Origin of the sequence: Flavobacterium soyangense, assembly GCF_015277675.1 — a bacterium.
GTDB classification, from domain to species: domain Bacteria; phylum Bacteroidota; class Bacteroidia; order Flavobacteriales; family Flavobacteriaceae; genus Flavobacterium; species Flavobacterium soyangense.
Map to the genome: position 1 here is coordinate 46,096 of NZ_JADHEC010000002.1, position 21,054 is coordinate 67,149.

The following is a 21,054-nucleotide window of genomic DNA, read 5'->3' on the forward strand; positions in this document are numbered from 1 at the left end:
TTAATTCTTATTTTTTATCTTTTAATAATTGATTGGCTTTATAAAAATACAATTCCTTTTTCTTGAAATCGCCCAAACCATTGTAGGCTTCACCCAATTGAATATTGAAATTGACTTCCAAAACCACATCGTCAACCACAAAATCCATACCCATTTCCAATATTTCTCTGGCTTTTTTGAATTGCTTCAATTGATTGTTTGCCAAACCGGAAAAATAATAAAACTGGGGTTGACTTGGGTAAATTTCTACCAATGCTGTTGCTTTTTTGGCCACCAATTCAAATTGTTTCGTTTCGACATAAGACTGGAGCAAGAGCAAATTAGTTTCAATGTCTTCGCCTGAATTATTTTTTAAAGCAAGTTCATAATATTGAATGGCTTTGCCCCATTGCTTTTTATTGTGATAATATTTCCCAATTTCCTTTGCTACATTGACATCTGGATCTTTATCAAAATAAGAAATTGCTTTCTCCAAATCCGTTGCATACTGTGGATTTGTATTCACAAAAATCAAAAATTCATTCAGTATCCGATGTTTTATTTTGGAATCTATTTTCGTGCTTGCCAAAACTACATTCATCGAAGCTATTGCTTTCTGTCCTTCATTATTATCCAGATAATACTTAAACAAACTCACTTGTGCCCATTCTGAAGTTGGAATTTCCGCTTCTAGTTTTTTAGTAATATCAAGTGCTTTTTCGTTTTCATTATTCTCCGAATACAGTTTAATTAAATCAATATAATTAGATTCTAACTTTGGATATTTATTGATTTGGTCGATTAGATTGGTAATCTCGGCATTTTGATATTTCCCTTGAGACAAAATCTGCATTTTGTAGGATTCTCTTCTTTCTGTTTTTCCAACTTTATCGTTCAACTCATTAATGAGATCGAGCGCTTTGTCAAATTGTTGCGTGTTCATATAAAGCGAAACCAAATCTTCCTTATACACCTCGTTAAACTCAATCAATTTATTGACCGCAATTATAGCTTGGTTGTAATTCTTGGTTTGATAATTTACATCATAGATTCCAAGCCAAAACCATTTGTTTTTTGGGTCAATTTGGGTAGCTTTTTCGAATGATTTATAGGCGTTTTCATAATCTTTCGATGCTAAATAATTTTTTCCCAATTCAAAATAAACAGTGGCATTATTGGGTTTAATTTTCGAACATTCTTCCAATGCCTCTATGGCTTTGTCATAATTCTCGATTCCTTTTTGCTTCAAAGACTCATAGAAATAATCCTCGAATTTGTCCGTTTCTGGCACAATTGATTCTGGTTCCGTTTGTGCCAATAGCAGAGTCGGATTGCAAAGCAAAACTATGAATAAAAAGAATAAAACCGCTTTTTTCATTTAATCGTTTTTACCAATGAGCGCAATGGTTTTTATTATTCCAACACCGAATAATCTCCTATACTAATGCTTGTAAAATTACCGTCAAAACTAGCATGGCTTCCTATCATTGCATTGTCTAAATTGGCGTTTTTTATGTGAGTATGGGTTTGCACCAAACTATTTTTTATCGAACTGTTACTCACGTGACATCCTTTCCCTAAAGACACATTTGGACCCACTGTTGCATTAATCAAGACCACATCTTCACCAATATAACAAGGTGGAATAATGGTTGAATTCTCTAATTTCACATCATAATCTACCAAATGCTCTCCATCGTTGTGTAAGAAACCTAGCATTCTGGAATTGGTTTCAACCGTAACGTTTTTATTTCCGCAATCCATCCATTCAGCGACTTCTCCAGGTACAAAAACCATACCTTTTGCCATCATTTGCTTTATTCCGTCATTAATTTGATATTCTCCACCGTTAATAATGTTGTTATCCAACACGTATTGAAGTTCATTTTTCAAAACTGCAACATCTTTAAAATAGTAAATTCCGATAACGGCAAGGTCTGAAACAAATTCCTTAGGTTTTTCAACCAATTCAATAATTTGATTGGCTTCATTTAAGTTGACCACACCAAAAGCTTCCGGTTGATCTACTTGTTTTACCCAAATCACACTATCAGCATTTTGATCTAAATCGAAATCGGCGCGAATTAAAGTGTCTGCATAAGCAATAACGGCTGGTCCGCTCAGCGACTCTTTGGCACACATAATGGCGTGACCTGTTCCAAGTGCTTCGTTTTGGTAATAAATAGTTCCTTTTGAACCCAATTTTTCAGCAATGGCGATTAAATCTTCTTCCACTTTTTTCCCAAAACTTTCGTGAATGATAAAGGCTATTTCTTCAATATCTTGATTCAAAACTCCTGCAATATCTTCAACCAAACGGTGTACGATAGGTTTTCCGGCAATTGGAATTAAGGGTTTAGGAATGGTTAATGTGTGTGGTCTTAATCTGGAACCTCGTCCAGCCATTGGTACTATTATTTTCATGTTTTTGTCATTGCGAGGAACGAAGCAATCCCATCCTCTTATTAATTTATTATTTAACCGCAAAGTTGCGAAGGTTTCGCAAAGTTCACGAAGTTTGTTTTATTAATTTTTGGCCACAGATTAAACGGATTAAACCGATTTCCACGGGTTTTTATTTGGAATAAAAGCCCAATTCTCAGCTGCTCACTGCGACTGAACACTTAATACTTACTTCACTCCCGTACTTCCAAAACCGCCCTCACCTCTTGAAGTTTCGGATAATTCTTGAACTTCAATCCATTCGGCTCTTTCGTGTTTTGCGATGATGAGTTGGGCAATGCGTTCGCCGTTTTCGATAACGAAAACTTCATTTGATAAATTTACTAAAATCACACCAATTTCTCCACGATAATCTGCATCTACAGTTCCGGGGGAATTGAGGACTGTTATTCCTTTTTTGGCTGCCAAGCCACTTCTGGGACGAACTTGAGCTTCGTAACCTATGGGCAATTCGATGAAAAGTCCCGTTTTTACGATGGCTCTTTCTAATGGTTTTAAGGTTATGGATTCGGTTAGATTGGCTCTTAAATCCATTCCTGCCGAAGCTATGGTTTCGTAGTTGGGCAAGTTGTGTTGTGATTTGTTGATGATTTTGATGGTCATTTTGATATTTTTTGATTTAGTTTATTAGTGTTTTTAGCCCTGATAGAAGTGAAAATCCTTTTCTTTTTTGGCAGCAAAAAAGAAAATATTGTAACGGATAGCAGGAAATAGCTCCAAAAAATCTAACTCGCTTTTCTTCTCAACATTCTTTTTAATGTTTCTTTTTCGTTGTGATATACAAAATACATAAACCCGATTAATAATGGAATTCCGACGAAATAATTTTCTCTAAATCCGTAGAAAGAAATCGCTGAAAAGAGGATTGACAATCCTAAATAACCACCTATCTTCTCCATATCATAAGGAATTGGGTAATATTTATTTCCGAGTACGTAGGAAATAATCATCATGCTTCCGTAAGCTGCAATGGTGGCGATTGCCGAGCCATAATAACTGTATTTTGGAATTAAAAAATAGTTTAAAACCAAAGTAAGTACTGCGCCCACAATTGAAATATAAGCGCCTATTTTGGTCTTATCAGTCAATTTGTACCAAACGGAAAGGTTGTTGTAAATACCCAGACAAAAGTTAGCCAAAATGATTAACGGGACCACTTTCATTGCTTCCCAATAGGATTTGTTATCGAGCAACAAGAATTTTAAAACATCGGCAAAAACGATTACTGCAAGGAGAATTAGTGACCCCATTATCACGAAATACTTGGTGATGACTGCATAAGTTTCCGGCGCTTTTTCGTTACCGGAATGACTGAAAAAGAAAGGCTCAATTCCCAAACGAAAGGCTGTCGCAAACAAAACCATAAACAAACCGAGTTTGTAACAAGCGGAATACGCTCCAACTTCGGATTTTGCAATGTTCTCCGGAAGCAAATAACCCAATAGTATTTTATCGAAATGCTCGTTAACTGCAAAAGCGATTCCAGCCACGAGAATTGGCAAACCGTATTGCATCATTTTTTTCCAAAGTAGAGTGTCGAATTTTCGGTTTAAGGAAAGGTAATTTGGCGAAAGCACGACTAATGTCAGTAAACTTGCTAATAAATTGGCAACGAAAATATATCCTATTTCGAAGTGTTCGATGTATAAATTATCGATGAATGAATTGGGATTGGCTGCTGCTAATTTTGGTAAAAACAGCAAAAAGAAAATGTTGAGAATCAAGTTGACCATCACGTTTCCTATCTTGATTGCGGCATACATTATTGGACGTTGATTCGCACGAAGTTTCGAAAACGGAACGATTACCAAAGCATCCAACGCTAAAATCCAAATGGAATACGTGATATATTGTACGTCGACATTTGCCAATGTTGCTAAAGAATTCCTGAAAATCAAGGCTCCAAAAAGGAAGAAAATCGTTGACCAAAATATAGAAATTGTTGTGGTTGCAATTACGTTTTGCTTGTCTTTTTCGGAATTATAAAATCGGAAAAAAGCGGTTTCCATTCCGTAAGACAAAATCACGTTGAAGAATACCATCCAAGAAAGCAGAATGGAAACTTCACCGTATTCGGCGGTCGGTAATATTCCTGTGTATAATCGCACCAACAAAAAACTCAACATACGCGGTAAAACCGTTGCAAGTCCGTAAATGGCTGTTTGTTTGAAAAGATTTTTATATAATCCCAAGGGTTTCTTTTTAAATTTTTATGCAACAAAAATAACCATTTCTTTGGTTTAAAACTGAATTTATTGATTCAAACCAAATAGTTTATAAAGCTTCGGGCTATGTCAATCCATCTTCATTCAACGTTTTGATAAAGTGAAAGCCTCTGGGATTATAACCTTGATTGTAATAGAAACGATGAGCGGTGAAATTTCCGGTAAAAGCGTCAAGAACAATCATCGTGCAGCCCAAATCTATTGCTTTTTGATTGACATAATCGGTTAGCATTTTTCCAATTCCCTTAGAACGATGATCGGGATGAACGATGAAATTATCGATTTCCATATATTTTCCTGACCAAAGTTTGATTCCATACCATAAACCTGTAAGTCCAATGCATTCATCGCCTTCAAAAACGGCAACCTGAGTGTAATTGTGAGGAATCATTGCTTCAAGATAGAATTTGTATTTTTCATCGGAAATATTAGGGTACAAATGACGGATTATTTCTATTTGGGCATACATTTCGTCGAATGTAGTAATTTCTATTGTTTTCAAAGTTTAGAATGTTATTATTATGGTATAAAATTAAGCAAAAAAAAGTCCTGCAATTGCAGAACTTTATAAATTTTAGAATAAAAATCTTATCTTTTCAAAGCTTCGCATTTTGAAGATTTGAAAAATTAAAAAATTTTTCTTATCCTTTCAAAGCTTCCGCTCCACCAACGATCTCAAGAATCTCATTAGTAATTGCGGCTTGACGTGCTTTGTTATAAGTTAATTTCAATTGGTCTCTCAATTCCGTTGCGTTGTCTGTTGCTTTGTGCATTGCAGTCATACGCGCTCCGTGTTCAGAGGCAAATGAATCTCTAATTCCTTTATATAATTGAGTTTTCAATGATTTTGGAATCAAAGTCAACACAATTTCTTCTTTGGATGGTTCAAAAATGTAATCACCAGTTGAAGCCGGTTTATCTGATTTTATTGGAGCTAAAGGCAAAAACTGTTCTGTTTGAACGATTTGAGTCGCTGCATTTTTAAATTGGTTGTAAACCAATTCGATTTTGTCATATTCTCCGGAAACAAATTTCTGTGTCAATGTTTCAGCAATAACGGTAACATTATCAAAAGTCAAATGATCAAAAACGTGACTTTGATTGTCTACCACAGAAAGTGTTTTGGTCAGAATGTCGTTTCCTTTTTTACCAATGGCAAAAACATCTACTTGTTTTCCTACGTAATAATCAGCACGGTTTTTAACTTCCTTAATTACATTACTGTTGAAAGCTCCACACAAACCTCTGTTTGAAGTGATGGCAACAACCAGTACTTTTTTTACTTCACGTTGTGTTGTGAATTCTCCTCCAACATCTCCATCAAGAGTAGCTGAAAGATTTTGCAATAATTCCGTTAATTTTTCGGCATAAGGGCGCATCGCTGTAATAGCGTCTTGCGCTTTCTTTAGCTTTGCTGCAGAAACCATTTTCATCGCAGCAGTAATCTGCATCGTCGATGAAACGGAAGTAATTCTATTACGGATTTCCTTTAAATTTGCCATTTTATTTATAGTGAAGAGTGAGTCGTGAAAAGTGAATAGTATAAACTACTCACTTTTCACTATTCACTAATTAGTTATATTTCGCTGAAATTTCTTTTGCAACTGATTCAAGTACATCTGTAATTTCGTCAGTTAATTTTCCTGCTTTCAAAGCATCAAGAATATCTCTGTGTTTGTTGTTCAAGTATTCTAAATAATCCTTCTCGAATTCTTTCACTTTATTAACAGGAACATTACGCAACAAGTTTTTTGAACCCGCATAGATAATGGCAGTTTGATTTTCAACAGTATAAGGGTCATTAAGATTTTGTTTCAAGATCTCAACGTTTCTTTTTCCTTTTTCGATTACGTTTAAAGTAACCGCATCCAAATCAGAACCAAATTTAGCAAACGCTTCTAATTCACGGTATTGTGCTTGGTCAAGTTTCAAAGTACCTGCTACTTTTTTCATTGATTTAATTTGAGCATTTCCACCCACACGTGATACCGAAATACCTACGTTAATCGCCGGACGAACTCCTGAATTAAACAAATCACCATCAAGGAAAATCTGACCATCAGTAATCGAAATTACGTTAGTTGGAATATAAGCAGAAACGTCACCAGCTTGAGTTTCGATAATTGGTAAAGCAGTCAAAGAACCACCACCTTTTACGATACCTTTCAAAGAATCTGGTAAATCGTTCATGTTTTTTGCAATTCCGTCATCGGCAATTACTTTACAAGCTCTTTCTAATAAACGAGAGTGCAAGTAAAAAACGTCTCCAGGATATGCTTCACGTCCTGGTGGTCTTCTCAACAAAAGAGAAACCTCACGATATGCAACAGCTTGTTTAGATAAATCATCATAAACAATCAAAGCTGGACGACCTGAATCTCTAAAATATTCTCCAATTGCAGCACCCGCCATTGGAGCATAAACTTGCATTGGAGCAGGATCAGAAGCATTAGCAGCCACAATTACTGTGTAAGCCATTGCGCCTCTTTCTTCCAACATTTTTGCTATTCCTGCTACCGTTGACGCTTTTTGTCCAATGGCAACGTATATACAAAATACAGGTTTTCCTGCATCGTAAAATTCTTTTTGATTCAAAATGGTATCCAAACAAACGGTAGATTTACCTGTTTGACGGTCGCCAATAACTAGCTCACGTTGTCCACGACCTACTGGAATCATTGCATCTACTGCTTTGATACCGGTTTGTAATGGCTCAGTAACTGGCTGACGGAAGATAACTCCAGGAGCTTTTCTTTCTAAAGGCATTTCGAATAATTCACCTGTAATTGGTCCTTTACCATCTATTGGAAAACCAAGCGTGTTTACTACACGACCTACCATTCCTTCTCCTGTTTTAAGAGAGGCAATACGTTGTGTTCTTTTTACAGTTGAACCTTCTTTGATTCCTGTTGATGGTCCTAAAAGTACCACGCCAACATTGTCTTCTTCAAGATTCAGAACAATAGCCTCAAGACCATTGTCAAATTCTACAAGTTCACCATATTGAACATTAGAAAGTCCGTAAACACGAGCAATTCCATCTCCTACATTTAGTACTGATCCAACTTCTTCAAGTGTAGCTCCAGTTTCGAATGCTTCGACTTGTTTTCTTAATATTGCTGAAATCTCAGCAGGTTTAATTTCCGCCATAATTATTTATAAATAACTAGTTATTCAATTCTCTTTTTAAAACTTGTAATCTGTTAGCGACTGAACCATTGTATTGTTTGTCGCCTATTCTTAAAATAAATCCTCCAATGATAGATGGATCTACTGTGTTTTCAATCGTAATTTTCTTGTCTGAAAATGTTGCGATTTTAGCTGAAACTTTAGCTTCCAAAGCTGCATCCATAGGAATGGCTGTTGTAACTTTCGCCACTTCAACACCGTTCATAATATCAAACAATTTGTTGTATTCTGATGCAATGACATCCAAAATTTCAAATCTTTTGTTTTCCAATAACAGATGAAAAAGACTTTTTGTTACTGCATTTGCATTCGCAAAAACTTCTAAAAGTGCATTTTCTTTTTGCTCTACTTTAATGGTTGGACTTTGAATAAAAATATTCAATTCCGCATTGCTATCTATGGTAGAAGAAATCAATGCCATATCAGCACTAACTTCAGAAGCTACTTTTTTGGAGTCTGCGATTTCCAGAATGGCTTTTGCGTAACGTATTGCTGCTCTTGTACCTGACATATTAGCTTAATTTAGCGTCGCCTAACATTTTTTCCACTAATTTTACTTGAGTAGCTTTGTTAGATAATTCGTCTTCTAATAATTTCTCGGCAATTTCAATAGACAAGGTAGAAACCTGAAGTTTCAATTCTGCCAAAGCGGCATTTTTTTCACTTTCGATTGCAGCTTTCGCTTGTTCGATCATTTTTAGACCTTGGGCTTGCGCTTCGTTTTTGGCATCTGAAACCATTTTTTCTTTGATCTCACGAGCATCTTTTAACATTGCATCGCGTTCTAATCTTGCTTCTTGTAAAATACGTTGATTATCCGCTTGAAGATTTTGCATTTCTTTTCTGGCATTATCAGCAGAAAGCAAGGCATTTTTTATACCTTCTTCTCTTTCGTTAACGGCATCTAAAATAGGTTTCCAAGCAAATTTTTTCAATAGGAAAATTAATCCCACAAAAATTATTGTTTGCCAGATAAATAATCCAAACGAAAAATCATTTATTAACTTTTCCATAATATGTCTTTAATTGTATTCTTTTAATTTAATTTTAAAAACAAAAGCTGCAACCAACCGTTACAGCTTTTTGTCTTGAAGAATTATACAGCGAATAAAGCTGCAAATCCAATACCTTCAATAAGCGCAGCTGCAATAAGCATTGCTGTTTGAATTTTTCCAGTAGCTTCTGGTTGACGAGCGATTGCATCCATTGCTGAACCACCGATTCTACCAATACCAATACCTGCTCCAATAACTACTAATCCTGCTCCAACGATTTTAGGAATTTCCATAAAAATATGTATTAAAAATTAAACATTCTCTTTTAATGGCTATACGTTATTCGTTAAATGTTGAAAAATTCTCGACAAATAACTTCTAACTTTTAACCTTTTTAGTGCGCTTCTTCGTGATGATGCTCCTCAACTGCCGATCCAAAATACAATGCCGATAACATTGTAAAAATGTAAGCTTGTAACAACGCAACTAATATTTCGATGATTGAAATAGCAAATGACAACATAAATGACAAGCTGCTTCCCAACCAACTTTTGAAAATAAATATCAATCCTATCAAACTCATCAATACAATATGTCCAGCAAAAATATTTGCGTACAAACGTATCATTAATGCGAATGGTTTGATAAATACTCCCAACAATTCTATTGGAGCTAAAATAATTTTCATTGGTGTCGGAACACCTGGCATCCAGAAAATGTGTCCCCAATAATTCTTGTTCGCTGTAAGATTTGTGATTATAAATGTGATTACCGCTAATCCAAAAGTAATGGCGATATTTCCTGTAACGTTGATTCCTAGTGGTGTTAAACCAAAGATATTTAAGAACCATACAAAGAAAAAGATGGTCAATAAATAACTCATATATTTTTTATAGTGCTTTTCACCAATGTTTGGAATCGCAATTTCATCACGAACATACAATACGATTGGTTCGAAAAAACGTCCGGCACCCGCAGAAATACCACCATTTTTAGTATATGATTTTGCTAAGCTTGTAAATAATAAAAACATCAACAAAGCAACAACCATAATTGTTAAAACTCCTTTTGTAATAGATAGATCAATAGGTTTTGCGTTTGTTGGATTGTGCTCGTCTCCTGTTAATGTCCCCGCAGCATCCGTTTTGTATATCTTTTCGTGGTGTAGTTTGTAGAAATTTCCGTTTGATTCCGCAACTGCTTCTCCGTGATTGAATTTTGAAGAAGAAAAAAATTGAACCCCATTATCCCAAAGAATTATCGGCAAAGGAAATCCATAATGTTCTCCGGTTGCTGCGTCAGCAAAAAGTGAGAATTCGTGACCGTCAAGAACGTGATGTCCAATTACTTCTTTAATTTGTTCTTTAATTTCCGATGTTTCGCCTTCTGCTTTAGGAGCAGCTTCGTTCGCAACAGCGGTTGTTTCAGTTTGTACTGGTGTGACTTCCGATGGGGTATTGGCAAAACCAAATAGTGGAAGACAGGCTATTAAAAATGCTATTATAAATTGAAGTGGTTTGTTTGAAATCACCATAACTGTAAATTATCTTAATTTTTACTTTCTGAAATTGGGTGCAAAGGTACATTTTAAATTAATATGCCAAAAGCAATAAATAAAAAAAATGGCATAAATCTCTTTTTAAAAATAATCTATTGCTTTTTATTTAAAATTCTGGCTGTTACAATGGTTTCTATCGTTAAAAACAAGGCGAAAATGAAGAAAAAATCAATTTTTTCGATTCTTACATTTGGATTTCCAGAATGTAGTATGGGAGACAAAACAGCATAAGAGAAGCCCATCTTGATACAAGTTACCAATAAAAAAGTGTAACCTACATTGTCAATGTTTTTTTCTTTAACCTTAATAAGCACAAGAATTATTAGAATGGAACAAATGAAGAAAAATCCATAGATGGTTTCTATTGGAAAATGAAATCCCTGAAAATTTGGATTGTTGTTGTTTAGGAAAAAAAATAGTTTATGTGCAAGATAAACCAGAATTGAAAGGAGTAAAACTTCAATAATGGGTTTGTATTTTTTAAAATTCATTTCGATTTTATTACGATTTGTTGATGTCTTTTAATTGACGGTTAATGTTGTAAAATGCAATGGCTACCCCTACCAACACCAAGATTTTGACATAAATATTATGAGAATTTGGGTATTTCTCGTCCAGCCAGTTTCCAAAATACGCAAACAAAAAAATGATTGTTCCCATTTGAATGGGAATATTAATAAGAGCGAGCCATTTATTGTTGGTTTGCTTCTTCGGGTCTTGATTGTCCGTCATTTGCAATGAGATTTTTTGAATTGGTTTTCATCATACAGGAAGCGCTAAAGTCAGCGCCTGGCTCAACTGATAATTTTTCGCAAATTACTTCTCCGTGAATGCTGGCTTTATGTTTCACATTCAGTATTTCGGCAACGTGAATTTTTCCATTAAATTTTCCTTCAATATCGGCATTTTTACAAACAATATCGCCGGTAACACTTCCTGCCGGACCAATAACAATTTTTCCTTTCGATTTAAAATTTCCTGTTAATTCTCCATCAAGTCTAAAGTCGGCGTGAGAAATAATATCTCCTTTAATTATTGTTCCTTCAACAATTCTATTTGTTTTTCCAAGAAGTTCAGTATATGATTTTGGTTTTTTATCAAACATAATTTACGGCTTTGGAGGTGAATTAGGATTCGGATTGTCTTTGTCATCAGTAGTCGGAATTTCAGTTGGAGGTCTTGTTACTTGGGGCATTCCTTGTTTTGATGTTCTTTGTTTTGGAGCTGCTTGGTCTGGATTTACAGGCTGAGGAACTGTTTGTTGAGGAACTACTGCCTGTTGAACAGAAACAGGAGTAACTTTTGGCGATGCCAAATATTCTGCTAGATTTTTCTTGATTTGAACTACTTTATAGTTTTCATCTGAAATTACAATCGCCGGTTCCGTAATTTTATATTTTTTATCGTCTTTCATTATTGAGGCAATATTTTTCGCATACGCTTCTGATGTTATGCCCTGAACTGTTATGAAATTCTCTTTTTCGGTATAAATATCATATGTATAGGATAGCTTATTGATGTTTTCGCCTGCTATGAATTTCTTGATGTTTTCTTCTAATGCTTTTGTGCTTTTATCTTCAAGTTTACCAACATTATAAAGTATTTTCCAATTTTTAGTATCCCTTGTTGTGAAATTCAGTTTCTCCAATAACGGAATTTGGGTAGTCAAAATATCCTGAGCGTTCTTGCCTTCTTCACTATTTGGATAATTATCAGCAACAAATTGCATTGCTTTTTTATAGGCTTCTAATCCTTGGAGTTTCCCAATGGTATTTGCCTTAAGCAATTCAAATTTTGGCACAATCTCATCTCCAAAAAATTGAATAATTAATCCGTCTATTTTTTCTAAAACAAAGACAAATTGCTCTTCCTGATATAATTTATACCATTTATTATATTCATTTTCAGATGTTTCTGTTTCAGATATTGAATTAGAATTTGTATTGTTAATGATTTGTGCATAGCGAGAATCCGGATATTGGCTGGAAATTCGGTTTTTCATCTCTTCTGCCTTTGCACTATTTGTAATTTGATAAATTTTATACAAATTATACATCGTCGGAAGTACTAATTTTTCTTCTGGATTATGCTGTAACAATAGGTCAAGCTTGTTGCTCGCCAATTGATATTCCTTGAATTTTTCTTTGTAAATAACTCCAAGTTGATAATACGCAAAGTTTCTTTCTTTAGCAATACTGTCTATTTCTGCTTGTGTTTTTGGAAGCTGGTCTAAATAAAAAGCGGTAGTGTATTGAGGTGTTTCTGCTTCGGCGGCTTTCCCTTCCGAAGTTGGGCTTTTTGCATCTGTCACGTCTTCTTCAACAGCGTTTGTTGTATTGGAAGGCAATCTCCAATTGCCACTTAATGCTCTGTTTCCCCATCTTTTTTGGAATTCTACTTTTCCAAAAGCTACTGTTGATGGATTGTAAAAATAAAAAGTGTTAGCTGTATTATTCGCTGAAGTATTTGTAATTGAAGGTGGCGCAAGTCCTGGTTTTTTTATTGATTTCCCTGCTTGCTGAACTCCAGTTGCAGGATCATCAGCAGTGGTTAAACTGTTTCTTTGAATGTTTTCAAGTTTGGCTTTCTGTTTTTCTTCCAAGATTTTTTTGTTCTCATCTGACTTTTTTAATTTGCCGATGTAATCTTCAAAGTATAAATTCCTGTCTTTATCTGACATAGCAACTACATTTAATATGCTATCATTCCTTTTGGCAACAGATTCATATTCAATTACTTCATCTAAATCTTTTCTTACTTTTTTAATATGAATGTATTCTCTGGTTTTAACATCCATTTTAACTAAAGTGCTGTCATAATATTTAGCAGCTATTGAATATTCCGTATTTTTAAAATGCATATTCCCCAAATCCCTATAATTTGAAGCCACTAAATAGGCGTCTTTAGAATTTGTTTTAAGAGAAGCATTGTAAAATTTTTTGGCTAATTTCTGATTGTTTTGTTTATCATAAAAAACACCCATTTCATAATAGATAATATCTAAAAATGGTCGGTTTTCTCTGTCTGCAACCAGTCTGTTATAGGTTTTTACAAAGGCGTTTGCATCTCCGTTTTCAAAATCAAATAATTGGGCTTTCTTAGCATACGCTTGAATAATATATTCTCTTTCCGCTTTTCTATTCATATTTATTACGGATTGATAGCTAATAATAGCGCTGTCTCTTTTGCTTAATTCTTGATATAGTTGTCCAAGGATAAAGTGATATCTTGCTTTTTCGTAGTTTACTTTGGTGAAATTTACAGCGATTTTTAATTTGGCAATAGCGCTGTCTTTTTCTTCAACATTTAAAAATGTTTCGGCTAAAAGTGCGTTGGCGTCAGCAATATTCTGTTTTTTAAGCTTTTTTTCATCCAGAAGTTTGGATATGTTTTTTATGACCTGTATGTCATTTCCTAAACGCATATTGGCTTTTTCTCTCCAAATTTTAGCCTGATATATATTGCTGCTGTTGGTATATTTGTATAAAATATAATTGAAAGCGTCTAATGCAGGAATAAATCGTTGGTCATAATAACGGGCTTTGCCAAGGAGTAAATACGCCTCGTCAATTTGATAATTTTTTTCTTGACCTCCAATATTCATGGAGTGTTTTTGAATTGCTTTGGTGGCTTTAGCTTCGGCTAGTTCAAAATTGGCGTTTTTCGATTTTCCATCGGGAGTATTGTCTTCTTTAATTTGCATTCTTTCGACAGGCAATCGTTTCCAAAAATTGTCTTTACCTTCTGCTTTTATACCTTCAATTCCTTTGTTTAAGCCTATTTGACCGTTATATAAAATATTGTCTCTTGTGCTTAAAGCATGAGAATTTCTGGCCAAAAATGTGTCTTTCTTGGTAGAACAAGCTACTAAGATAATTAAAAATGCTATAGAGAAGGTGTGTTTAAGTGTCTTGGTTTTCAATGGGAAACAGTTTATCATTTAACTTTTAAAAGAGCATTTTAGTATAATGACTGGTAAAAATACGTTTCTTTTTGAAATATCGAAATTTAAACGGCAAAAAACGTTTCAAGCTCTTGCAATGTTTCTGGAGATTTTTGAATGTCTTTTACAATTTCGCCTCTATTTAGCACAACAATTCTATCGCAAACCTCAACTGTATGCTGCAAATCGTGGCTTGAAACCAAAACAGTAACGTTTGGGTTTTCGGCAAGTTCTTTGATTATTTTTTTTAATCTGCTAACGGTTGTTGGATCCAAATTTGCAAACGGTTCGTCGAGAATTACCACTTCCGGATTGCCAATGAGTGTGGCAATTATTCCCACTTTTTTTTGGTTTCCTTTGGATAAATCCCGCAAATATTTTTTGTTTTTCAGGATTTCACCATTAAAAAACTCATCGTGTTTGACTAATAAAGCATCCACATCGGCTTTGTTTTGATTGCGCAAATCTCCAATGAAATAAAAATATTCTTCAGGTGTCAAATAGCCAATCAGGAAGCTTTCATCCAAAAAAGAAGACGTAAATGGTTTCCAATTTTCGCTAACATTTACCAGAACATCGTTGTTAATTATATTTCCTGTCGAAGGTTGGATTAAATCCAAAAGCAAACTAAAAAAAGTAGTTTTTCCGGCGCCGTTGTTGCCTACAAGACCAAAACTTTGTCCTCTTGGAATTTCTAAAGCATTTATTTTTAATACAGCAGTTCCGTTATATGATTTTGAAAGATTTTGTACTTGTATCATTTTGGTTTACGAATTACGATTTTTGTTTGTAAGCATTAATAGTTTTATATTTTTCGGTTCTGTAGATTTTTTCAATTAATGAGAAAACTTTATCTCTTAAACTAAAACCCAAAACTCCTGCAATGGCAACAAATACAAGTCCTAAATTAGGATTCATTAATGAAGATCCTGCCCAATAAAGTAATAATGGCAAGACTAATTTTGGTAAAGAAAGTAACATTGTGTTTGTATTAAATGCTTTTTTGTCGCCAAAAGCACCTTTGCTCATTGCCAAATCGATTGGGGTTTTAGTGTAAGCGCCACCAAGCAAAACCAAGTGCGAATTGACGCCAATATTATAAATCGCTCCAACGACAATCGTCAGGTAAACCTGCCAACCATAAAATAAATAAAAGGAAGCCAAAATGGTCGAAATAAATGTCGCAATCACTACAAGCCACCATTTTGAACTCAAATAGCCTTTATAGGAAATATTTTGTGTCATCATCAGCGGATAATAAGAACTGTCCCAGCTAGGCACAAATTGTCCAAAAGTGAATAAAAATCCTCCCGAAACAAAAATTCCGGCAAAAATGCGCATCACTTCCGGTTGATGTGAATTTTCTCTGAAAAAGATTAATCCGTAAAATAAAAACAGAAGACTCATTACAACCGTAGTTCTAGAACGTTTGTTTCTTTTGATGAGTTTAATGTCGTTCTTTAAAAAAGTTCCCAAAGTTCCAAATTGGTTCAGCCAAGTCAGATTCTCGGTTTTGGCAATCTCGTGTTTGCTTGATAATCCTGCATCGAGATATAAATTGTTTTTGAGATAAACATAAGTGTAATAATATAATCCCATCAAAGCCAAAACCGGAAATAAAAACATCCATTTTGTATTGAATAATCCATCGAAAAACACGGAAGTATAAGTAGTAATATCAAAATAGTGATAGTATTGAAAACCTCCCAACACTAAAACAATTGCTGTAAAAACAGCAAATACATTGTCTTTGTTTGTCAAAATAATATTCAGAAAATTATTGCTGTAAACCAATGCAAACATCGCCAAATGCCAAAGAATCAAGCTCACAACATCATAACCTTCAATCAGCAAAACAATAGTAAAAGGCAGAAAGAAAAAAACGTGTAGAAAATTAAAAAAGGACAAAAGTGTTTTTCCAATGGAGAAGTTAACAATTGTTGGTCTTTTGAATGGCAAAGCTAATAACGGCCGAATATTCATTACCGGGATTTTTTGCAATAATAATCGAATGCCCAGATCTATTAAAAAATAATAAATCAAGAATTTATTTACCTCGTGCAATGGATCAAGATTCATTTTTTTCAATCCATAAAAAGCCCCAATTCCAACCATTAGCAAAATAAAAGCATACAAAATGGCTATAAAACCCAAAAGGATTTTCAAAGCCAAATTAGTTCCGAACGAAGCCGATCGTATAAAAGCTTTCCATTCGAGATACAGGAATTTTTGAATCATAATTTTGACTTTTATTTTTTATTTGTTGATAAAAGTAGGGAAATGTTACAAAAAACTAAACTTCTAAACCCATAAACTTCTTTACTTTTTTTGGGTTTGCTATCTTTGTAAAAAATTAATCGTATGCCATCATTCAAAAAACTTGTCATAAAAGAAATAAAGCGCGAAACGGCGGCAGCAGTTTCCATACTTTTTAATGTTCCCGAGGAATTAAAACCAAATTATACTTTTATTGCCGGACAATATGTCAATTTGAGATTAACGCTGGACGGACAAGAAATTCGTCGTGCTTATTCTATTTGTTCTTCTCCTGAAAGTGGAGAATTGAGAATTGCGGTGAAAGCAGTGAAAAACGGTGCATTTTCACAATTTGCCAATACAAAATTAAAAGTAGGTGATCTTATCGAAGTAGGAAAACCAGAAGGAAAATTTACCTTCGAACCACACACAGACAAACAAAAAAACTATGCTGCATTTGTGGCAGGAAGCGGAATTACACCCGTAATTTCTATTCTGAAATCGGCTTTGAAGGGCGAACCACAAAGTTCGTTTGTATTGGTTTACGGAAATAAATCTCACGAGGAAACCATCTTTCATCAGGAATTACACGATTTGCAATCTAAATATACAGGTCGATTATTTGTTCATTATGTTTTCAGTCAGGCGAAAGCCGAAGGGGAACTTTTTGGCAGAATCGATAAATCTGTGGTGAATTTTGTGTTGAATAATAAACACAAGGAAATAGAATTTGACAAGTTCTATCTGTGTGGTCCGGAAGAAATGATCAATACAGTTTCGGCGGTTTTGGCAGCGCATAATATTTCGGAAAAGAATATCAAGTTCGAATTATTCTCAACATCAATTACCGAAGATAAAATTGCAAAATCTCTCGAAGGACACACAAAGATCACCATTCTTGTTGATGATGATGAAACAACTTTCGAAATGTCACAAAAACAAACTATCCTAGAGGCCGCTTTAAAACAAGGCGTTGACGCTCCCTACTCTTGCCAAGGCGGAATTTGCAGCAGTTGTCTCGCTCGTATTACCTCCGGAACTGCCGTGATGAAGAAAAACTCCATTCTAACCGATAGCGAAATCGCCGAAGGTTTGGTTTTAACATGCCAAGCGCATCCTACTTCTGCAGAAATTTTTGTGAATTATGACGATGTTTAAAAAATCTAAATGATGAATTATCACTTTAGACAAGCTGAATTTTCTGATGCCTCTCGAATATGGATCATTTTGCAAAAAGCCATACTACGAAGAAAAGAAGACGGTAGCAATCAATGGCAAGACGGGTATCCAAATTCAGAAGTGGTTCTAAAAGACATTGAAAAAGGAGAAGCATATGTTTTGGTTGAAGGTAAAACTATCATCGGTTATTGTGCAATATTAGTCAATGACGAGCCTGAATATGAAAAAATTGAAGGAAATTGGTTAACGAATGATGATTTTGTTGTCTTTCATCGAGTAGCTATTTCAGAAAAATATTTGGGAAAAGGTTTAGCTAAAATAATGATTGAATATATAGAAGATTTTGCTCTTAAAAACAACATATTCAGTGTAAAAGCAGACACAAATTATGACAATATTGCGATGTTGAAAATTTTTGAAAAATCAGGTTATTCACTTTGTGGTGAAGTATATTTCAGAGGAAGCCCAAGAAAAGCATACGAGAAAGTGCTCACTAAAGCATTGTAAATAGAATAAAAAGACTGTTCAATGAACAGTCTTTTTTTATCATAAAGAAATAGTTTATGACATAAACAAGGCGTTCTTGTGAAAGTTGTATAAAGCCAAATCATAAGGAACCAGTTTAGGTGCTACTTTTTCTGAAGAGGCATCAAACATAATATTGTTGTGTTTTCTGAACAAGTAAATTTCTTTTAAACAATTAGACAAACTCTGATGAATTGATGTCGTAAAAGTTGGCAATTGCTTGTCGCCTACTAATAAATCCACTTCGTAATTAGAACTGCTTTTTGATAAGTTGTTTCCGTTGATTCTAATTGTGAATGTTGTCGGAATTCCGTTTTGTTTACCCTGATATTGTACTACCATATTATTTAGTGTTAAAAAGTGATTGAAATAAGTTTATTGTCTCAACTTTTTTATTCGTTGAAATCTGTGCTAAAATTAAAAAAAAATGGAACCTGAACTAATAACAGCCCTAAAATTATTCCATTTTAACCAAAATTAATAAATCAGGTTCAAACGCAATTTGAATTTGTAAAATTTTCATAAATTTTTTGAGAGACAAAGTCAAGCGTTTAGCTAATTTCGAATTAGATTTCTTTGCTCATTCGTTCCAGCGACATTTTATAGATTAGTGCAAAAGTACCGTCTTTCATAAATTCGTTAAGTTCTGGCTTAAATTCATCAGCCATTTCAGTTATCGCAATCATCTTTTGGTTGTTTTCCTGATCTTCGGGGTCGGTTTTTTGGACTCTAATTACTTCTATGAATTTATCCATCCATTTTTCGTGGAGCATAATAAATTCTTTTTGTTCAGGGGTTAACTTTTTGATTTCCGTTTGATCAAAGTGGCCACCAAAACTTGTCTGGCTGATTAATGTTGTGCCTGCTGTCAAGCCGAGGAATTTAAAAAAATTTCTTCTGGAGGATTTTAAATCTAACATAGGTCTGGTATTTATTAAAGTATGCCAAATATAAAGATGTATGATTTATATGAAAAATTACATCTTGATAAAAATAAATGAGGTTGAAAGCATCCGTTTTCTTGAAACGAATCTAAATTGTAGCATTGATTTTATCAATTACACTTTCAACTGAAATCGTTCGCATTGCACTTTCATAACCTGCCACTTTTTTATTTCCGTACACCGAAGTGGGTAGTTTTGGAAACAAATTTCGATTAGCCATCAAGGCGTTTTCAAAAGGCTGATTAAACGGCAAAAATCCAGTAAACGGATGTGTTGCGCCCCAAAGTGTAATTACTTTTACACCAAGCATTGCCGCCAAATGCCCATTCGCACTATCCATTGAAAGCATCACATCGAGATTGCTGATGAGTTGCAATTCCTGCTGTAGATTTATTTTTCCAGCAACAACAACTACATTTTCTCTGCCTTTTGAAAGCGAATCCAGGATTTCGATTTCCTTTTTTCCTCCGCCAAAAAGTAAGATTTTATAGTTCTTGTTCTCCGCTAATTTATCGATTACTTCCTGCATTAAATCTAGGGGATATACTTTGGAATCGTATTGTGCAAAAGGTGCAATTCCCATTAGTTTCTGACAGTCTTTTCCACTTAAACGGACAATTTCTGTCTCTAATTTTTGTTTTGGCGGAAATATTGGATTTGATAAATCTACCGTAAAACCAAGTTCTTCAAACACTTTTGTGTGTCTTTCGAACATTGTAGGCAATGGCTTGAAAATTTTGTTTTCAGAACGAGTTAAGGCTGCTTTTTCAGCTCTAGCTTTATCAACAAAAGCGGTTTTTTTCCCACTCAAGGCAAAAAGTGTCCTGACCACTTTAGAACGCAAAACGTTATGCAAATCAGCAAAAGCATCAATGTTTAATGCTACTAAATCCTGAAACAATCGCAACAAACCAATAAATCCTTTGTGGCGTTGTTTTTCGTCAAAAGCAAAGAAAGAAACATTGGGAATCGTATCGAATAGTGGTTTAAAAAAAGGTCGGGAAATTACGGTGATTTTTATATCCTGGTTTTGGGAGATAAATGCCCTTAAAACAGGAACCGTCATAGCGACATCTCCCATTGCGGAAAGTCTCATGACGGCTATATGTTTAATTTTTTTTGACAATTGAATCTTGTCGGAAATTATTTTTGGTTTTGATACAAAACCGGATTCAAATCATCGTCATTGTACATTTTCATTTGTTTGTACACTTTCATAAATTTATCCCCGTTCTCGATGTCTTTTAATAAATCGTCAATTGCTGTTGATAAATCGGATCTTTGTTCTAACAACACATTTAATTTTTCCTGACATTTATCTCTGTGATCTTGTGAGGCTCCGGCACGATTAGCTTCTTCGTTCATATGATAAATTTTTAAAGCTAAAATAGACAATCTGTCAAATGCCCAAGCCGGACTTTCGGAGTTTATTTTAGCGTTTTCTTTTACAGTAACATGAGCATTTTTTTGAAGAAAATAACCATCAATGTATTCTACCATATCAGTACGTTCCTGATTTGAAGCATCAATTCTTCTTTTTAATGTTAAGGCTGCAACCGGGTCAATATTGGGATCCCGAATAATATCTTCAAAATGCCATTGTACGGTGTCAATCCAGTTTTTTAGATATAATAAATGTTCGAATTTTTCCTTTGGAAAAGGATTATTAATAGGTTGATCTACATTATCAAATTGATGATAATCGCGAATACTTTGTTCGAAAACGGAATAAGCTAATTTTGAAAACATATCTTTCATATTTTATAATTACAAAGATACTTTTTATACTTTTATAGTC

At 34.4% G+C, this 21,054-nt stretch carries 23 protein-coding genes; 2 read left to right on the top strand and 21 right to left on the bottom strand.

Features of this window, described 5'->3' with window-relative positions:
- Positions 1-7: 7 nt before the first annotated feature.
- From IR213_RS01210 to IR213_RS01290, 17 genes are all read right to left on the bottom strand, one after another.
- Positions 8-1,357 carry a tetratricopeptide repeat protein gene (locus IR213_RS01210; RefSeq protein WP_194310487.1) on the bottom strand — a complete coding sequence of 450 codons (1,350 nt, stop codon included), beginning with the start codon at positions 1,355-1,357 and terminating at the stop codon, positions 8-10.
- Positions 1,358-1,392: 35 nt separating this feature from the next.
- The gene (locus tag IR213_RS01215) at positions 1,393-2,403 is read right to left on the bottom strand and encodes a sugar phosphate nucleotidyltransferase (RefSeq protein WP_194310488.1); all 1,011 of its coding nucleotides are present in this window, start codon (positions 2,401-2,403) and stop codon (positions 1,393-1,395) included.
- Between the two features lie 207 nt (positions 2,404-2,610).
- Positions 2,611-3,045: a dUTP diphosphatase gene (gene dut / locus IR213_RS01220; RefSeq protein WP_194310489.1), complete on the bottom strand. Its 435-nt coding sequence runs from the start codon at positions 3,043-3,045 to the stop codon at positions 2,611-2,613.
- Between the two features lie 122 nt (positions 3,046-3,167).
- The gene (locus IR213_RS01225) at positions 3,168-4,634 is read right to left on the bottom strand and encodes a lipopolysaccharide biosynthesis protein (RefSeq protein WP_194310490.1); all 1,467 of its coding nucleotides are present in this window, start codon (positions 4,632-4,634) and stop codon (positions 3,168-3,170) included.
- 97 nt (positions 4,635-4,731) lie between these two features.
- Positions 4,732-5,136, bottom strand: coding sequence for a GNAT family N-acetyltransferase (locus tag IR213_RS01230; protein WP_194310609.1), 405 nt, complete (start codon positions 5,134-5,136; stop codon positions 4,732-4,734).
- 172 nt (positions 5,137-5,308) lie between these two features.
- A complete protein-coding gene (atpG, locus tag IR213_RS01235) occupies positions 5,309-6,169 on the bottom strand; it encodes an ATP synthase F1 subunit gamma (RefSeq protein ID WP_194310491.1) in 861 nt (286 codons plus the stop codon).
- A gap of 70 nt (positions 6,170-6,239) precedes the next feature.
- Positions 6,240-7,817 carry a F0F1 ATP synthase subunit alpha gene (gene atpA / locus IR213_RS01240; protein ID WP_194310492.1) on the bottom strand — a complete coding sequence of 526 codons (1,578 nt, stop codon included), beginning with the start codon at positions 7,815-7,817 and terminating at the stop codon, positions 6,240-6,242.
- Between the two features lie 16 nt (positions 7,818-7,833).
- The gene (atpH, locus tag IR213_RS01245) at positions 7,834-8,367 is read right to left on the bottom strand and encodes an ATP synthase F1 subunit delta (RefSeq protein ID WP_194310493.1); all 534 of its coding nucleotides are present in this window, start codon (positions 8,365-8,367) and stop codon (positions 7,834-7,836) included.
- A 1-nt stretch (position 8,368) separates the two neighbouring features.
- Positions 8,369-8,869 (bottom strand): F0F1 ATP synthase subunit B, encoded by a 501-nt coding sequence (locus tag IR213_RS01250; protein WP_194310494.1) that lies wholly within the window; start codon positions 8,867-8,869, stop codon positions 8,369-8,371.
- 83 nt (positions 8,870-8,952) lie between these two features.
- Positions 8,953-9,144: an ATP synthase F0 subunit C gene (atpE, locus tag IR213_RS01255; RefSeq protein ID WP_073367797.1), complete on the bottom strand. Its 192-nt coding sequence runs from the start codon at positions 9,142-9,144 to the stop codon at positions 8,953-8,955.
- A gap of 101 nt (positions 9,145-9,245) precedes the next feature.
- Positions 9,246-10,385, bottom strand: a complete 1,140-nt coding sequence (atpB, locus tag IR213_RS01260; RefSeq protein ID WP_194310495.1) for a F0F1 ATP synthase subunit A — start codon at positions 10,383-10,385, stop codon at positions 9,246-9,248.
- A gap of 116 nt (positions 10,386-10,501) precedes the next feature.
- Positions 10,502-10,900: a hypothetical protein gene (locus IR213_RS01265; protein WP_194310496.1), complete on the bottom strand. Its 399-nt coding sequence runs from the start codon at positions 10,898-10,900 to the stop codon at positions 10,502-10,504.
- A gap of 10 nt (positions 10,901-10,910) precedes the next feature.
- Positions 10,911-11,141 (bottom strand): AtpZ/AtpI family protein, encoded by a 231-nt coding sequence (locus tag IR213_RS01270; protein ID WP_194310497.1) that lies wholly within the window; start codon positions 11,139-11,141, stop codon positions 10,911-10,913.
- A complete protein-coding gene (locus IR213_RS01275) occupies positions 11,101-11,514 on the bottom strand; it encodes a bactofilin family protein (RefSeq protein ID WP_194310498.1) in 414 nt (137 codons plus the stop codon). The genes IR213_RS01270 and IR213_RS01275 overlap by 41 nt, the downstream gene beginning before the upstream one ends.
- 3 nt (positions 11,515-11,517) lie before the next feature.
- Positions 11,518-14,331, bottom strand: coding sequence for a type IX secretion system periplasmic lipoprotein PorW/SprE (porW, locus tag IR213_RS01280; protein ID WP_228479056.1), 2,814 nt, complete (start codon positions 14,329-14,331; stop codon positions 11,518-11,520).
- A gap of 86 nt (positions 14,332-14,417) precedes the next feature.
- On the bottom strand, positions 14,418-15,113 hold the full coding sequence (locus IR213_RS01285; protein ID WP_194310499.1) for an ABC transporter ATP-binding protein: 696 nt from the start codon (positions 15,111-15,113) through the stop codon (positions 14,418-14,420).
- 13 nt (positions 15,114-15,126) lie between these two features.
- Positions 15,127-16,590, bottom strand: a complete 1,464-nt coding sequence (locus IR213_RS01290) for a DUF5687 family protein (protein WP_194310500.1) — start codon at positions 16,588-16,590, stop codon at positions 15,127-15,129.
- A 123-nt stretch (positions 16,591-16,713) separates the two neighbouring features.
- Here IR213_RS01290 and IR213_RS01295 point away from each other — a divergent pair, with 123 nt between their 5' ends.
- Positions 16,714-17,766 (top strand): ferredoxin--NADP reductase, encoded by a 1,053-nt coding sequence (locus IR213_RS01295; RefSeq protein WP_194310501.1) that lies wholly within the window; start codon positions 16,714-16,716, stop codon positions 17,764-17,766.
- Positions 17,767-17,778: 12 nt separating this feature from the next.
- Positions 17,779-18,294: a GNAT family N-acetyltransferase gene (locus tag IR213_RS01300; RefSeq protein WP_194310610.1), complete on the top strand. Its 516-nt coding sequence runs from the start codon at positions 17,779-17,781 to the stop codon at positions 18,292-18,294.
- A gap of 54 nt (positions 18,295-18,348) precedes the next feature.
- Here the strand turns inward: IR213_RS01300 and IR213_RS01305 are convergent, their stop codons facing one another.
- From IR213_RS01305 to IR213_RS01320, 4 genes are all read right to left on the bottom strand, one after another.
- The gene (locus IR213_RS01305) at positions 18,349-18,654 is read right to left on the bottom strand and encodes a hypothetical protein (RefSeq protein ID WP_194310502.1); all 306 of its coding nucleotides are present in this window, start codon (positions 18,652-18,654) and stop codon (positions 18,349-18,351) included.
- Between the two features lie 224 nt (positions 18,655-18,878).
- Positions 18,879-19,232, bottom strand: coding sequence for a hypothetical protein (locus tag IR213_RS01310; RefSeq protein ID WP_194310503.1), 354 nt, complete (start codon positions 19,230-19,232; stop codon positions 18,879-18,881).
- A gap of 112 nt (positions 19,233-19,344) precedes the next feature.
- Complete coding sequence (locus IR213_RS01315; protein ID WP_194310504.1) at positions 19,345-20,352, bottom strand: glycosyltransferase family 9 protein; 1,008 nt, start codon at positions 20,350-20,352, stop codon at positions 19,345-19,347.
- 47 nt (positions 20,353-20,399) lie between these two features.
- Positions 20,400-21,005, bottom strand: coding sequence for a DUF4254 domain-containing protein (locus tag IR213_RS01320; RefSeq protein WP_194310611.1), 606 nt, complete (start codon positions 21,003-21,005; stop codon positions 20,400-20,402).
- Positions 21,006-21,054 lie beyond the last annotated feature (49 nt).